The organism is Roseburia sp. AM23-20 (assembly GCF_003470905.1).
GTDB lineage: Bacteria > Bacillota > Clostridia > Lachnospirales > Lachnospiraceae > Roseburia > Roseburia rectibacter.
The window spans coordinates 1-15,785 of sequence record NZ_QRHS01000039.1 but is presented as its reverse complement, the minus strand read 5'-3'; the positions used below and the strand labels follow the sequence as shown (position 1 = coordinate 15,785).

Below are 15,785 nucleotides of genomic sequence, written 5' to 3'. Positions count from 1 at the left end.
ACAAATGCATTTCCAATCGAACCATATATATCTTCCAGCTTACGCTGTTCCCAATCATCCGTGAACCCTTGAAACCTGATATTTGGTGTATTTGCCATAGTTACACCTCCTCTAACACACGGATAAATTCTTCAACCGCTGCTTTTGCATCGTCATTGTTAAAACTAAGTTCTTTTAACATCCCTAATAATGCTTTATTTCCCTCTTTGATCGCCTCATCTGTCTCTTTGATATTCTGTGTCAGTTCTCTGAGGTCTATTTCCGGCTCTTCTTCGGTTGTATCAACATATCTTGGTATATTAAGATTGAAATCATTTGCCACAATATCATCATAAGATGCCAGATATGCCTCTTTTTCTACTGTCTTGCGATTATTATACAGTTCAAGCACATGATCAATGTGCTCCTCTTTCATTTCATTCTGTTTTTTTTCTTTTTCATATTGTTTTGATGCATCAATAAATAAAACATCTCTTCCTTCACGGTGTTTTTTCAGAACGATAATACAGGTCGGTATGGATGTATTATAAAACATATTTGATGGAAGTCCGATCACTGCATAGATAGAACCATTCTGCAAAAGCGTTTCCCTTATCGTTCCCTCTGCTGCACCTCGGAATAATACACCATGCGGCAGCACAATCGCCATCGTTCCGCTCTGCTTTAAATGATAAAATCCATGTAACAGAAATGCATAGTCTGCCTTAGACTTCGGAGCCAGTTTTCCTCCATAATCCATAAACCGCTCATCCTGTTTAAATCCTTCTGCCGCTGACCATTTTGCAGAATAAGGCGGATTCATTGTCACAACATCAAATTCTGTCTCTTCGTCTGTCGGCCAGTCCGCGTCTAATGTATCACCGTTTCTTAAATGCTGATTTTCCGGCAGCACTCCATGCAGGAACATATTCATCCTTGCAAGATTATAAGTAGATGGCATCAATTCCTGTCCATAATATTTAATGTACTTTGGTTCTGTGGAATAATTTCTGCAGCTTAACATCAAAGAACCGGAACCCATGCATGGATCATAAACCTGCAACCCTTTTTTATTTTCCTGTCCCGACATTGCAATGCGGCAAAGGATCTGTGCCGGACCATGCGGCGTATAAAATTCGCCTGCTTTCTTACCTGTTTCTGAAGCAAACTGTCCAATCAGATATTCATATGCATTTCCAAGCACATCTCCTTTTGTATGAATGAGATCTGCTGCTTCGAGCACCTTTATCAGATCAGAAATTGTAGTGCTTTGTTTCTGATCTCCCGTTCCAAGACGATTTGAATATAAATCAACATCATCAAACAGTCCATTAAACAACTCATCCGATTCCTGTATCCGGTTAAATGCAGCCTGCAATTTTTCCCGGTGGAAACTATTATTTTTTGCATCTTTCAATATACTGATGTATGTCATATCCGGTGTTAAAGTATAATATAAGGATTCCTGCAGCTCTTCTAACAAATCCTTTGCATCCTCCCCTTCCATCGCCTCTTCATATGCGGTCTGTGCTTCTTCTATGCTTTCCGGCACACCATCATAAAGCAGATCATAAACTTTTGATAAATAAGAATCTGATAAATATTTATAAAATACCAGTCCAAGCAAATATGTCTTATACTCATTTGCATCCATTTTTCCTCTTAGAACATCTGCTCCACTCCATAGTACCTGTAATAATTCTTTTGACTCTGCCATGTGTTAATTCTCCTCCATTTTTCTGATTGTCTCAATCATCAGTCTATTAATATTTGCAGCCTGCCGTTCCAGTAAATCTTTCTGGATAATCGACTGCCTGTATAATCTTCCTATCTGTCTTTGCTTTTCTATATCCAGTACCGGTATTTTTAATTCACCAATACTTTTTATATTTAATTTTTTTACACTTACGGTACTGCCCTGATGATATCTGCCAATCTGCTGTTCAAGGCTTTTTCCCTCATTAAATTGATAACAAAAATACCAGGGATCTAATTCATTCTGATCAAACATGCACAGCAGAAAATTTGATGTAATATATTTTTCCTGTATCCCGGTTGATATCGGTGATGCTTTGGATCGAATCAGATTAATAATGCACCCACATATCTCGTTTGCATCACTTAAGCTATGTAAGTCGTTTTCAAAATCCTCCGGTGTATAAATATTTTCATCCTGTTTTTTCAATCTGGAAATATTTTTACCCAAAGTAAACTTTATCAATTCATCCAAACATTTTTGTTCCATAAATCCTCCTTTAGGAGTAATTTAATTAAATTACTATTTCATAGTAATTCATCTATCTTCAAATGTCAATTTGTAATTTAGATAAATTACAAATTCTTTAATAAAACATTTTCTGTCTGCTCGCAAACCTATCCTTCTTAAATTCTGAATTTAACATCTCTGCTTTCACCGGCGTCACACGGATCAAATGCATCGGCTGCGGTAATTTTTTCAGTGCATCTATCGGAATCTTTTTAAATTCTGCTGCCGCAACATATTCGTCCGAAAATGGCTCTACGAGCTGTGCCATGCCTGTCATCTGCAATCCTTTTAATCTGCCGAATCCCTCATATTTATCATAAATGGCAATACATACATTTTTGTTATTCTCCAGTGCATGAAATTTTTCCCCGCCTTCAGAAAACATCCATACTGTACCGTCATGATAGCTATATTCAATCGGCGTACATCTCACAAATTCACCAGAACCGGTTGCAAGTGTACAGGTGTTATTTGCTGCATTTTCATATTCTTCATGATTCATGATCCTATTCTCCCTTCAGACATATTTTCTCATATTTTCCACCCCGGCATCATAACTTATCAAGAGAAGGCAATATGTAAAAAAATAGAGATTCGTGTGAAAAATGGGAAAGGACGGATTTATGAAAATTCAATGGAAAAACCTGATTACCTGCATTGCCATACCACTTGCTGTCGGTGCCCTGGCATCTCTTCTTACCAAAAACAGCATGGAAAACTTTGCAATGTTAAACAAACCTGCTTTTGCTCCACCGGGTTTTCTGTTTCCGGTAGTCTGGACAATTCTGTATGTTCTGATGGGATTCGCATCTTATCTGGTGGTCACATCACAAAAGCCCACTGGTAACGCTCTGACCGTATACGGCATCCAGCTTGTGTTTAACTTTTTCTGGTCCATTTTCTTTTTTAATTTTGGGCTATGTCTGTTTGCTTTTATCTGGCTCGTGCTGCTGTGGCTTCTGATCTTATTGACAGCAATTCTGTTTTACCCGATTTCAAAGCCAGCCGGATATCTGATGATCCCCTATCTGCTTTGGGTGACTTTTGCAGGATACTTAAATCTGGGGATCTGTCTGCTGAACGGATAAGCGCAACAAAAAAGCCTGCTGGCTTTTTTTAAGTCAGCAGACTCTTGCATCATTCATATCCTGTTTTTTATTTCGTGTCTTATTTTTTATCACTTACCCCTTTACACTACCAAGAGCAACACCCTGTACGATATGTTTTGATAAAAACAGATATACAATAATAACCGGGAAGATGGAGAATGCGATCATCACATATACCTGCCCCATATCAAATTTAAGCCAGTCAGCTCCACGTAACTGCGCGATCAAGATAGGCAGTGTCTTTTTCTTGTCATCGTGCAGGATCAATGCCGGTGTGAAGTAGTTATTCCAGCTGCTTACAAAAGTAAAGATCATCTGTACGGCGATTGCCGGCTTCATTAATGGCATTACGATAGAATTAAATGTACGAAACTCCCCGGAGCCATCAATGCGGGCTGCCTCGATCAGTGACAACGGCAGTGTGCTCTCCATATACTGTTTCATATAGAAAAAAGTAACCGGAGCTGCAATTGCAGGCACGATCAGAGGAATAAAGGAATCTTCCAGATGCATACCAGATACAAGTTTGATAAATCCAAGTGCAGTTACCTGTGTCGGGATCATCATAACCATTAAAATAAATGGATAAATATATTTTTTCAGTTTAAAATCATACGCATGGATCGCATAAGCTGTCATCGTTGAAAAATACACACCAAGTACTGCACTGCATGCTGAAATGATCAGGCTGTTGAACATACCATTCCAAACCGGAAGTGTTCCGTTTCTTAAGTTCTTCCAGTTTTCCCACAAATGACTGCTTGGAACCAGTGTAAAGCCGGACTGCATCTCACCATTTGATCTGGTTGCATTGATAAATAATACATAAAACCAGAATAAACACAAAACAGAAACAATCGCCAATACAACATATGCAATAAATCTTCTTGCATGAATACCTACGCCTTTTTTCAAATTACGATTTTCATTCATGAGTTTCACCCCTTCCTCTTATCATTGCCGGTAATCTTAAATACGATCAAACTTAAAATACCTGTAATGATAAACAGAATAACTGACAATGCACCAGCCATACCATAGTTCTTACTATAGAGATGTTTATTTAAGAACATGATCAGTGTCATAGTAGAACGCATCGGATCACCGGTTCCATTGGTTAAGATCTGCGGAACATCGAATAACTGTAAACCACCGATCAGAGATGTGATGACTACATATACAAGGATCGGACGTAACAGCGGTAACGTGATCTGCCAGAATACCTGGGAAGAAGTTGCTCCATCGACTTCTGCTGCCTCAAATAAAGAAGTATCGATACCCATCATACCAGCCATCAGAAGGATCGTTGTATTACCAAACCACATCAGGCAGTTCATCAGTGCGATCAGTCCTCTTGCACTTCCCGCATTTGATAAAAATTTATATGGTGTATCAATAAATCCGATCTGCATCAGCATTGAGTTGATCGGTCCTCCATCGGAGAACAAGGTAAAAAACAACATGGAAAATGCGGATGCCATGATCAGGTTTGGAAGATATACGACCGTTTTAAAGAAACGTGTTCCTTTTAATCTGAGACGCACATCTGAAAACCATGCCCCAAGTACAAGCGATAAAATAATCTGCGGTGCGAAGCACATGATCCACAATAACAGAGTATTTTTGGTATAAATCCAGATATCTCCATCGGAGAAGAGTTTTTGATAATTTTCAAATCCGACAAACCTTGGTCCAACCTGTGTTAATCCTGACATATAGTTTTCAAAGAAACTGTTGTAAATAGTGCTGACCAATGGGATCAACTGAAAAATAACATATACTACAATAAAAGGAATCAAAAAGATATATCCCCATTTATTGTATTTTACTACCTTTCCACTGCTTTTTTTCATAACAGCCCAACCTCCTTTTTCAGAGTACATTTTCTCATCCACAGAGCTCACAGCATCCCTCACTTTTCTTCTGTGTAAACATGCTGTCAGCTTTGCGCTAATGGTTTTACATAATAAACCGCACCTGCCTTCCTTACGATCTGGCAGGCGCAGTTTCATTCATAGTAACAGAACTTAGTGTGAAAAATACATTTTTCACACGCAAGATTTGTGCTTCGCACAAACTTGTGATGCGCTTAAAAACAGCGCAAGAATGGAGATTAATATGCCAATTCCGGATATTTCTCTAAAACTGATTTGTAGAACAGATCTAATGCTTCTTCTTTCGTTGCACTTCCTTCGAAGTAGTTCTTCATTGCATGCTGGAACTCTTCGTTACAACCCTGATCGTAGGAAGAAAGATTGCTTAAATCAAGTTTGGAAACTCCTGAGCTGTAAATACCAAGTGGATTCTGTCCGCCTAAGATCTTGCTTGAGTAAGAGCTGTCTGCCATCTCAGCAATTACGTCCTGATTGTTTACGAAGTCATCATCTTTCTCAATGATCTCTTTCATAACGTCATCATTGGTTGTCATCTGAAGCATGATATCTTTTACAAGGCTCTGGTTATCAGTTCCATTGGCTGCACAGATCCATGTACCACCCCAGAAGAAGCCCTGAGGTCCTTCCGTTGCGCCCCAGCCACCATTGTAACCGATACTGCCTTCTGTATCTGCTGCCATTGAGAAGTTTACTAACCATGCAGGTCCAAAGTAGCAGAATACATTTCCTTCCGGATAGAAACCTTTCTTCCAGTCATCACTCCACAGATCATATGTTCCTGTCTCACCTGCATCTACAAGCTCTTTGGAATCATCCACCCATTTCATAATGTTGTCATCAATATTGATCTTGCCGTCAACAACCCATTTTGAAGTGACGTTATTAGAATATACACGGAAAGTATCGTTTGCAGAAGATGTGATTGTGTAACCGGCATCTTTCATTTTCTTTGCTGTATCATTAAATGTATCCCAGTCTTTTACATAATTCTGAACCTCAGCAGGATCATCTGAACCTAATACTTCTTTTGCTGCATCTCTGTTATAGAATAATACGCCAGGGCAGCCCTGCCAGGAAAGACCTTTTAATACACCGTTGGAATCTGTAACAACATCTTTGGTGTACTGGTACTGTTTGGAAAGATCAGCATCGGTAATTCCAAGATCTGTAACTGCCATTGTGTAATCTGTATCAACATATTTTAATGCGTAATCGGCTTCTACCAGAAAGATATCGATCTTGTCATCTGCTGCTGCATCTGCCTGTTTTAATAAGGTTGCATCCAGATTGTTCTGATATGCCATATCATCACTTGGGGTAATGTTCCATTTTACAATTACATCACCGATCGTTCCTGTAGTTGCATCCACCTCTGTATATCCTGGATAATGATCTGTCAGACGACTCTTAAATTCCTCGTTCCAGCAGTAAATATTAAGTACCTTTCCTTCATCAGAAGTACCTGCCTGTGCATCTGTGTTTTCTGCTTCTGTTGCCGGAGCATTTTCATCTGTGGCTGTTGCATCGCTGCCAGTTGCTTCTGCAGCATTGCTCTTAGCATTGTCGCTCTTTGTGTCATTGCTGCCTGCTGCATTTCCGCCACAGCCTGCCAATAATGATGCTCCCATCGCTGCTACGAGCATCATACTTACAATTCTTCGTTTCATCTACTTTTCCTCCCTTTTCGAAATTCCTCTGGAACACTTATTTTCTTTTGTGTTCCTATCTCGTTTACAAGTGATATATTAACTGATTTTAATTTTGCATTATACTAAATCGCTTGAAAAAATGTCAGATTCATGACATAATGAGACAACCAGACGAAAGATGTACAAATCTGCAAATGAAATGATATTTTCATTTGAAAACAGTACAAGAATGGAGCTAATCATGGAACTTTCAAAAGAGTGGTATCACACAGAATTAGTCAACAGTGAATACGATATGCTGCACCGTTCCCCGACGGTAGAGTATTCTTTTTATAATGCGGTCAAAACAGGGGATATGGAAACTGTGATACGGAATTGCAAAGAAGATGCTTTTATTGACCTAAAAGGTACAGGAGTGCTTTCCCGCAATCCTCTTACGAATATCAAATATCATTTTGTTGTCACTACCGCCATGATCACACGCTATTGCATTGACGGTGGATTAGAACCGGAACAGGCTTACCGCCTGAGTGATTTTTATATTTTAAAAATGGATTCCTGTACCTCGATACGCCAGGTGGCAGACCTGCATCATGAAATGGTAAAAGATTTTACCGGAAAAATGGTTCTTCAGAAAAAAAGTGCAATTCTCTCAAAGCCTGTCATGCAGTGTGTCGACTACATCTACACGCACATCAAAGAACGCATTACCATCAATATTCTGGCTGAATATACCGGGCTGTCCGAGAGTTATCTGTCCCGTGTTTTTAAACAAAACCTTGGTATATCCATCAGTGACTATATCCGTGAAAAAAAGATTGAGAAAGCGACACATCTGCTGCGCTATTCCGATAAGCCGATCGTTGATATTGCAAATTATCTCTCCTTTTCCTCACAGAGCCATTTTATCCAGATTTTTGAAAACTATACCGGACTGACACCAAAGAAATACCGGGACGAATATTACAAATCCATGTGGTGACAGTCCGGTTTTTGCACTACTCACTTAAAACAACATCAATTCTGTGACATTTCCCAGAATCGAGTGTTTCGATCACTTTCTTACTAAGCCGTACCCCATATTCCGGCTCTGTTTCTAAAATGATCTGATCATCACACACTGCCTGTCTGATCTGACCATCTCTGCTGCTCTGTTTTTTGGGATTATGCAGTATGATATGGAATTTCTTACCTGCAAACTCCAGCTGCAGCCCTGCATCGCCTTTTTCGTCAAACTGCTCCGGCAGCAGGGACGGTGCGATCACAAGGTCGCCGAGTTTTCCTTTTACGCCAAAGACCTCCGTGATCATGGTTAACATATACCAGCTTGCCGCACCTGTCAGATATGCATAAAGTCCTCTTCCATCATTATCAAAATACTCCGGCAGTCCCGGATACATTTTACTGTTTTCAAAATTCATGGCTGCATCAAGCAGTGTCTGCAGTACTTTATGTCCCTCTGATACAAATCCCCTCTGATACAGTGCATTTGCATACATGACCGCCATATGTGAAAATACTGCCCCGTTTTCCTTTTCGCCATAGGCAAATCCAAACATTCTTCCAAGATCAAATTTTTCTTCTTTAAAGTCTGTATTCAGACGATAGCCACCGGCTTTTTTATCAAACAGATATCTGTCTGCACTCTTACATACTGCTTTTATCTGTTCCTCACCAGCGGTACCGCTCATGATCGCAAACACCTGTCCGGTCAGCATCATACGGACATCCCGATCTTTGCTGTACTCGACTGCATTTCCATGATTATCATAATATCCGTTAAACCAGCCCATACCATCTTCTGCACTGATCCATTCTTTTGATCTGATATGCTGCATCAGCCACTCTGCTTTTCCAAGCAGGTTTTTTCTGATCTGTTCCACTGAAATAAGGATCGTCCCGCCTTTTATGTTATGTGCACAAAGACTGGTGTATTTTTCTAACAATTCCTGTTTTTTATCCGGACTTTCATATAAATCTGTTCCGTCTGCAAGCAGATATTTCATCTCTTCCGCCACTTCGATCCTGCTGATGCCTGTCTCTGCTTCCAGATGTTTCAGGCACTCTGCAATATCTTTCAGATTTCCAGCGTATGCACAGGTAAATGCCACACTTTCGCCCCTTTCCCATGCCATATCAAGCGCATCGTTCCAGTCTGCACCGTGCAGTCTCATCTCATTATGATCCCCGACATCATAAAAAGCACACAGATTCTGAAGCAAAATATGTTCTAAGATCGTTCCAAAATAAACGTTGCCGCCCTCCGTGCGCTGTTTATTTCCATATGCATGATCCCACGCATTATCATGTGCAGTACCTCTCTTTGCCTGAAGATCTTTAAAATAAGTAACTTTTTCCAGTAAAATATTAAGATCTCCGGTCTGATCCAGATATAATTTCGTTGTTACAAACGGCCAGAACGCATGATCCATCCAGACACGGGTAATGTTATTACGGTCAGCAATAAATTCTCCCTGTCTGCTTCCAATGATCGTTGCATTTGTTCCATCTATCCGGACACCGCCATAATTGTCCACGATCATCTGACGCACCACAGACGGCTCCATGATAAGCAGGGCAAGACAATCCTGCCAGAGATCTCTCCAGCCGCGTCCGCCTTTACCATAATCATGATACGGTAAAAAAGAGCATCCAAAGATCCTTCTTAAAACCGGCTGAAAGCAGATCCATTTCAGATAATTATCAACTGCTGTATCACCTGTTGCAAAATCGACATTTACTTTGTCAGTCCAGTGCTTTTTTACCGTTTCAAGTGCTGCTTCCACCTGCTTTTTCGTACGGTAAGCTGCTGTCTGTTTTTCGATCTGCTCCCTTTCTTCCGAAATTCCTGCGAGAATCAGATACGCTGCTGATTCCTGTGGTTTTAAAGTAACCGACGCAAAACGCATTCCTCCTGCTGCCTCTTTTCCCTGCAGTTTCGTTCCAGCCGGCACGCCATCCTTCACAGTCCGCACAGTTTCCGGTATCAGATAACTTCCGCCCTCTCCGATAAACATTTTCGTTGTCGGATAAAATGTCTCCGGTGCCTCGCCTTCTCCTGTCGACCCATAGACAAAATATGTCGTCTGGTTCTTCTGGTGTCCTCTTTCATCAAAAGAAAGTACCGGACATACTTCCACGCCATACATCTTTGTCTCGATTCTATGTAAAAGTGATGTCACATGACGGTGATCCCTGATATTGTCTGCACTCCGTCCATAAACCGGAATCACTGCCATCGGTGTGATTTTCTGCTCATACTCTGCTGTATTGGTAATTTCTACCATCATTACTTCCATTGCACCATCTAAAGTCACAAAGGAAGTCGTCTCTGCTTTTACCCCATACTCTTTTGATATTCTTGTCAGTTTCTGCCACATAAATCCGGCTTCTAAGGTGCTTTCATCCTGATCTTTCGTAAACTTTTCCGCTTCCTGTTTTGCAGAAGAACCACAGACAGACCAACAGCCTTTATCTTCGATCCGGCACCAGAAATTTCTTGTATTGCGGTTATTATGTAAGTTTTCAATACTGACCGGTTCTAATAAAAAATGATTCTGATCTGTCTTGCTGTCCCCTCCAAGATTCGGCGTAATGCTCGATTTCAATCCCGTCTCTCCTGCCAGCGGAAGGTACAGACCACTATAATTTTCCGGATTGTGAATACGGAAAGCTCCATTTTTATCTATAAATTCAACTTGTTTCATGATACTCCTCATTTCTGCGTATAAAAAGACTTCTTTACTTATTTTGTCTTATGACATGATCAGTTCCACTTCTGTTGTCTCTGTAAGTACAGACTGTGGAATATAATTGTCCTCCATTTCCTGACCATTAACGAATAGTTTTTTGTATCCGCTCTCTGCATGTCCCGGATTTTTTACTGTAATGTGCAGATGGCAGCCTCTGAAATCTTTATCGATTTCAAACATTTCCCATTCTTTCGAAACAGCCGGTGCAATGCGAAGTCCATAAAGATCCGGGCGCATGCCAAGGATTCCCTCTACACACCCTACCATAACCGTGGAAGCTGTTCCTGTCAGCCAGTGCACATGCGACCGTCCAAAATTCGGACTATCCTTTCCTTCGGTAAACTGACCATAACAGTATGGCTCTAATTTTCGGATCTCTGCCCTGTCATTCTGTGCTGCCGGTGCATTTTCCATAAAATAGGAAAATGCTCTCTCTCCATGTCCTCTCAATGCTTCCGCAAGGATGATCCACCCCTGTGACTGAGAAAAAATACCGGCATTTTCTTTGGTGCCAGCGTTATAAATAACTGCAAGCGCCCCATCAAATGCATGTGCATGATATGGCGGATCCATCAGAATTGCTCCATATTCCGTGTTTAACCTGTCATATACCTGCTGCAATGCACAGTCTGCCTGCTTTTCATCTGCAAGTCCGCTGATCACCGCCCAGCTCTGCGGATTTAACCACATGTTCGCTTCCGGATCGGTACGCTTTCCGATTGTCTTACCATCCTCTGTGAAACCACGGATAAATCTGTCCTCATCCCAGCAGAGTTTCTGGATCAGCTCTCCCAATTTTTTCTGCTCTTCATTCAGAAATGCAATATATGCCTCATCTTTCTTATATTCTGCAAAAATACGCAGGATCGTCATCGCATAATAAAACTGCAGGGCAACAAATGTTGATTCCCCATCTTTTCCAAGACGCAGGCAGTCATTCCAGTCTGCATAAAGCCCTGCCGGCAGTCCATGCCCTCCAAGATGTTTCATGGAAAAATCTATTGCACGCTTCAGATGCTCGTAAACCGTTCCCTCATCTTTATTCGCAAACGGGATCACCTCATCGATAAACGCCACGTCACCGGTTTCTGAAACATATTTGTACACGGTTGGGAACAGCCAGAGTGCATCATCCGCACGATATGCAGGGTGCCCTGTCTCCTGTACATAAGAGGCATCGTCCGGTGTATCCTCATGTCCCGGATTATGTGTAAATTTGACTAATGGCAATCCGCCTCCATTGTCCACCTGGGCCGAGAGCATAAAGCGGATCTTTTCGACTGCCATCTCCGGTGCAAGATGGATCACGCCCTGAATATCCTGCACGGTATCACGGTAACCATACCCATTCCTCAGTCCACAATAAGTAAAGGATGCAGCCCTTGACCAGATAAATGTCATAAAACAGTTATACGCATTCCATGTATTGATCATGGTATTAAATTCTTCACTCGGTGTCTTTACCTGAAAATGAGAAAATTTTTCATGCCAGTATGCGGTCAGTTCCGCAAGTTCTTTTTTGCACACTTCTGCTGTATTCCTGTATCCTGCTACGATTTTTGCTGCCTCATCATCCTCTTTCATTCCGACTAAAAATGCGATATTCTTTGTCTCCCCCGGATTCAGATGCAATACCGTTGAAATAGCACCACAGCCGTTTTCATTGTAATTCCCTTTATTATTTAAAACACCATCTTCCACACCTTTGGGATTCCCATATCCATGATATCTGCCAAGGAACTCTTCCTTATCGCCACACCAGGATGTTACGGCTGTGCCCGCAAGTCCAAAGAACCGGCTCACCACGGTCTTATGGTCAATTTCTTTTCCTTTTTCAATCATATCAAGATTGGCATGGATCATCTGGCGCACACGGTTCTCACAAAAAACAGTCCTTGTGATGAACTGTGAATACTGCAGATTGACCTGATCCTGTTCATAATTGCTGTTATTCGTAAACTCTGCATAACCGGTCACAGTAAGTTTTCTTTCTTTTTCAGAATCATTGGTAACACTCAGATTCCAAACTTCATAAGACTGGTTTAACGGTACATAATAACATACCTCAGAACTGATCCCGGCATATGCCGCTTTCATTTTTGTGTAAGCAGTCCCATGATGGCACTCGCTCTTATAATGCTCTAAATCTTTTCCCACCGGCTGCCAGGAAGCTGACCAGTAATCTTTACTCTCATTGTCCCTGATGTAAATATATCTGCCCGGTTCATCAAACTGGTTAAATACATATCTTAAAATTCTTCCGTTTGCTCCGGATTTTGCAAAACTATATCCTCCCGCATTATTGGATATGATCGCTCCATACTCCGGTGATCCTAAATAATTTACCCATGGTGCCGGTGTGTCCGGTCTTGTGATCACATATTCTTTTTTATTTTCATCAAAATATCCGTATTTCATAGTAACCTCCATTCTTGTCTCAGTCTTTTTTCTACTGCCATGTTATATTAACAATAAAGGTTCTATGAAAATGGTTATACAAAATACGTCCTTAAAATAACAGATTCATGACCTGTTCTTCCGAAAATATATGAGATACGATTTTCGAATTAAATCTCGTTTCGATATTTCAACGGCGGATTTCCGTACATCTTTTTGAAGCTCCGGATAAAATAACTGACATTTTCATAACCGCACCGCATTGCAACCTCCGTAACAGGAAGTGTAGTCTCCTGCAGTAACTGTCTCGCATGCTCCATGCGTAAATGATTGATATACTGTGAAATAGTAATATGAAAATGTTCTTTAAAATAGCGGGAAATATATTTTTCAGACAAGTGAAACTGGTTTCCAAACTCCTTAAGCGATATTTTCCTGGTAAAGTTCTGCTGTATATACGAAATCATTTCTTTCTCGGTAGTATTTCTGCCACTGGTATTATTTTCTAATATAAAACCACTTTGCAGCACTCTCTTAAAAAACAAAAGCAATCTGCCTTTTATCTCAAACTGGATTATCAGGTTGTTCCTATTATCACTTGTATTCTCAGCAATTTCCTGCTCTTTCTGAGTTTCAGACAGTGTCAGATCTGAATGTTCCAAAGCGATCAGATTATCGCATATATCACTCAATCCAGCACCAAGCTGTGGTTTTATCATCCGCTTTCCACTTTTCAGCGGTGCCATTACCTCTTTCTCTAATAGATCATTTGATTGAAACGATACATACTCCAATGGGAAAAGTAACGTATAGTAGTCCACTTTTCCTGTCTGCGAACCCATAAAATGCAAATTACCCGGCGATACAACAAATACTTCTCCTGTACTTCCTGTGTAGTTTTCTCCTGATATATTCACATTTAAAACTCCATTTTTTACATATATAATCTCAAGTTCGTCATGCCAGTGCACCGGAATCTGAAAGGAATGGTGGATATTATATATATGATATAAACTGAAAGGATACTTTTGCGTACCATGTGGTCTGTTTTCTTTTAATTCAAAGTACATAATATCCTCCGCATAAATAATCATTCACAAACAACAGTTTCATCTTACTCCACCAGACGCTTCGTCTTCCATTTCCCTGTTTTCCAGCGGAGCACCATTCCAACCGCTCTGGCACATTCATCACCCGCCATGCCAATATATGCCCCCACAGCAAGCAGCCCTAACCGTATGCCCAAAAAATATGTGCCTCCAACTGCCACCAGATACATAAATATTGCACCCATGATCACAGGGAAAACAGCATCTCCGCTTGTTTTTAATGCCTGTCCATAGACCAGATTCGTTACACGTCCAAATTCGAGGAAAATGTCAACGACAAGCAATTTTACAACCAGATTTATCATCTGTGGATCGTCTGTGAAAATATGTACGATAAAATGTCCAGTCAATGCGAACGTCACAGAAAAACAGGTGGCTGTTATCACTCCATAAATAGCAGCCTTTTTCGTTCCTTTATCACACTCTTCAAATTCTTTTGCCCCAATCCGCCAGCCTGTCATGATGGCATTTGCCTGTGCTAAGGCAGCACCTACACAGTATGAAAAATTTGCAATCTGAAGCGTATAAGAGCGCGCGGTAACATTCATCCCGTCCGCATCCATCTGATTCATAAAACGAACAACAAGCGTCATTGCAATATTATAAAGAGCCGTCTCGCACGCGGATGGAAAACCTATTTTTATGATCTGTCCTAATATTTTGCGTGAGGACTCCCTCTCAGGAGCATTTTTTGCCTTTACCAGCACTGCTCCCATAGCCGCAACCATGATCAGATTTATAACACGCGATATCACTGTGGCGATGGCAACTCCCATAACTCCCCAGTTCATGACAAATAAAAATACAGAATTCAAAATAAAATTAATTATATTTCCTGTGATAGATGCAAAAAGCGACTGCCTGGTATAGCCAAACACCCGAAGATAGCTTGAAAATATAGGTATGAGCGCATTTAAAAAACACGCACCGCCTACGATTTTCAGATAAGTTTCAGCAGGCGTAAACAGAGCCGGTGCAATACTTACTATCTCTAAAATTTTTCCTGAAAAAACAGCTAAAAATACGGACATCATAACTCCGACAACCGCATTAAAAATAAGTCCAAGCTGTCTTGCCTGATATGCAACTCCCGGCTTTCCTGCCCCGATATTCTGTGTCATTACCGCAACCATGCCCGACGATATAACTCCAAACATGATGATAAAAACACCAATATATGTATTTGCCGTACCGACTGCACCAACTGCCTGATCGCTTACCGATGAAAGCATCAGGGTATCAACCATTCCGGAAAGCATATAAAAAAGTGTTTCGAAGCATATTGGTACAAAAAGCTGTGTTAAAGATTTTCTTTGGATTTTCATTTGAACTGCCCTCACATCTGCACTAAATATTTTTCGTTTTTATATTTTCAGCAATAAACTAGAGTTTTTGCGCCATACTAATAATATGACATTTTGCGCCATAATTCTTGTATTTTTTCACATAATAATTGCACTATTTCTACTTTTTATACAGATAACCATATTAATCCTTTTTGCGGTTTTGTCAATCAAAAATTGAAATCTGCTGTTTGACTCTGACATCATCTAACATTGCCCGCCAAATGCTGGTTTGTTGGGCTATGAGTTCCCCGGCGAAGGGTGATATCGCAGTTTTGTGATTGGC

General features: G+C 40.7%; 12 protein-coding genes. 2 read left to right on the top strand and 10 right to left on the bottom strand.

Features of this window, described 5'->3' with window-relative positions; genetic code table 11:
* Positions 1-100 precede the first annotated feature (100 nt).
* The 3 genes from DW650_RS18445 to DW650_RS18435 form a co-directional block, all read right to left on the bottom strand.
* Positions 101-1,696, bottom strand: a complete 1,596-nt coding sequence (locus tag DW650_RS18445) for a type I restriction-modification system subunit M (RefSeq protein WP_118210785.1) — start codon at positions 1,694-1,696, stop codon at positions 101-103.
* Positions 1,697-1,699: 3 nt separating this feature from the next.
* Positions 1,700-2,224 (bottom strand): hypothetical protein, encoded by a 525-nt coding sequence (locus DW650_RS18440; protein WP_118210784.1) that lies wholly within the window; start codon positions 2,222-2,224, stop codon positions 1,700-1,702.
* 97 nt (positions 2,225-2,321) lie between these two features.
* Positions 2,322-2,747, bottom strand: a complete 426-nt coding sequence (locus DW650_RS18435; RefSeq protein WP_118210783.1) for a pyridoxamine 5'-phosphate oxidase family protein — start codon at positions 2,745-2,747, stop codon at positions 2,322-2,324.
* A 121-nt stretch (positions 2,748-2,868) separates the two neighbouring features.
* On the opposite strand from DW650_RS18435, the gene DW650_RS18430 reads away from it, so the two are divergent.
* On the top strand, positions 2,869-3,333 hold the full coding sequence (locus DW650_RS18430; RefSeq protein ID WP_118210788.1) for a TspO/MBR family protein: 465 nt from the start codon (positions 2,869-2,871) through the stop codon (positions 3,331-3,333).
* A 93-nt stretch (positions 3,334-3,426) separates the two neighbouring features.
* Here the strand turns inward: DW650_RS18430 and DW650_RS18425 are convergent, their stop codons facing one another.
* From DW650_RS18425 to DW650_RS18415, 3 genes are all read right to left on the bottom strand, one after another.
* The gene (locus DW650_RS18425) at positions 3,427-4,287 is read right to left on the bottom strand and encodes a carbohydrate ABC transporter permease (protein WP_118210787.1); all 861 of its coding nucleotides are present in this window, start codon (positions 4,285-4,287) and stop codon (positions 3,427-3,429) included.
* A 5-nt stretch (positions 4,288-4,292) separates the two neighbouring features.
* Positions 4,293-5,207 (bottom strand): carbohydrate ABC transporter permease, encoded by a 915-nt coding sequence (locus DW650_RS18420; RefSeq protein WP_118210782.1) that lies wholly within the window; start codon positions 5,205-5,207, stop codon positions 4,293-4,295.
* 260 nt (positions 5,208-5,467) lie between these two features.
* Positions 5,468-6,916, bottom strand: a complete 1,449-nt coding sequence (locus DW650_RS18415; protein ID WP_118210781.1) for a carbohydrate ABC transporter substrate-binding protein — start codon at positions 6,914-6,916, stop codon at positions 5,468-5,470.
* 223 nt (positions 6,917-7,139) lie between these two features.
* On the opposite strand from DW650_RS18415, the gene DW650_RS18410 reads away from it, so the two are divergent.
* Complete coding sequence (locus DW650_RS18410; RefSeq protein WP_117922621.1) at positions 7,140-7,880, top strand: helix-turn-helix domain-containing protein; 741 nt, start codon at positions 7,140-7,142, stop codon at positions 7,878-7,880.
* A gap of 16 nt (positions 7,881-7,896) precedes the next feature.
* Here DW650_RS18410 and DW650_RS18405 read toward each other — a convergent pair whose 3' ends face one another.
* The 4 genes from DW650_RS18405 to DW650_RS18390 all read right to left on the bottom strand — a co-directional run bounded on the left by DW650_RS18405 (position 7,897) and on the right by DW650_RS18390 (position 15,481).
* Positions 7,897-10,605, bottom strand: coding sequence for a GH36-type glycosyl hydrolase domain-containing protein (locus DW650_RS18405; RefSeq protein WP_118210780.1), 2,709 nt, complete (start codon positions 10,603-10,605; stop codon positions 7,897-7,899).
* Between the two features lie 48 nt (positions 10,606-10,653).
* Complete coding sequence (locus DW650_RS18400) at positions 10,654-13,068, bottom strand: GH36-type glycosyl hydrolase domain-containing protein (RefSeq protein ID WP_118210779.1); 2,415 nt, start codon at positions 13,066-13,068, stop codon at positions 10,654-10,656.
* Between the two features lie 149 nt (positions 13,069-13,217).
* A complete protein-coding gene (locus tag DW650_RS18395) occupies positions 13,218-14,117 on the bottom strand; it encodes an AraC family transcriptional regulator (RefSeq protein ID WP_118210786.1) in 900 nt (299 codons plus the stop codon).
* Between the two features lie 44 nt (positions 14,118-14,161).
* On the bottom strand, positions 14,162-15,481 hold the full coding sequence (locus tag DW650_RS18390) for an MATE family efflux transporter (RefSeq protein ID WP_118210778.1): 1,320 nt from the start codon (positions 15,479-15,481) through the stop codon (positions 14,162-14,164).
* Positions 15,482-15,785: the final 304 nt, after the last annotated feature.

Bases quoted from the DNA above. Each gene is read 5' to 3' on its own strand.
- DW650_RS18420 (WP_118210782.1), bottom strand. From the start codon at position 5,207: ATGAAAAAAAGCAGTGGAAAGGTAGTAAAATACAATAAATGGGGATAT.
- DW650_RS18400 (WP_118210779.1), bottom strand. From the start codon at position 13,068: ATGAAATACGGATATTTTGATGAAAATAAAAAAGAATATGTGATCACA.
- DW650_RS18395 (WP_118210786.1), bottom strand. From the start codon at position 14,117: ATGTACTTTGAATTAAAAGAAAACAGACCACATGGTACGCAAAAGTAT.
- DW650_RS18410 (WP_117922621.1), top strand. From the start codon at position 7,140: ATGGAACTTTCAAAAGAGTGGTATCACACAGAATTAGTCAACAGTGAA.
- DW650_RS18440 (WP_118210784.1), bottom strand. From the start codon at position 2,224: ATGGAACAAAAATGTTTGGATGAATTGATAAAGTTTACTTTGGGTAAA.
- DW650_RS18430 (WP_118210788.1), top strand. From the start codon at position 2,869: ATGAAAATTCAATGGAAAAACCTGATTACCTGCATTGCCATACCACTT.
- DW650_RS18445 (WP_118210785.1), bottom strand. From the start codon at position 1,696: ATGGCAGAGTCAAAAGAATTATTACAGGTACTATGGAGTGGAGCAGAT.
- DW650_RS18435 (WP_118210783.1), bottom strand. From the start codon at position 2,747: ATGAATCATGAAGAATATGAAAATGCAGCAAATAACACCTGTACACTT.
- DW650_RS18415 (WP_118210781.1), bottom strand. From the start codon at position 6,916: ATGAAACGAAGAATTGTAAGTATGATGCTCGTAGCAGCGATGGGAGCA.
- DW650_RS18390 (WP_118210778.1), bottom strand. From the start codon at position 15,481: ATGAAAATCCAAAGAAAATCTTTAACACAGCTTTTTGTACCAATATGC.
- DW650_RS18425 (WP_118210787.1), bottom strand. From the start codon at position 4,287: ATGAATGAAAATCGTAATTTGAAAAAAGGCGTAGGTATTCATGCAAGA.
- DW650_RS18405 (WP_118210780.1), bottom strand. From the start codon at position 10,605: ATGAAACAAGTTGAATTTATAGATAAAAATGGAGCTTTCCGTATTCAC.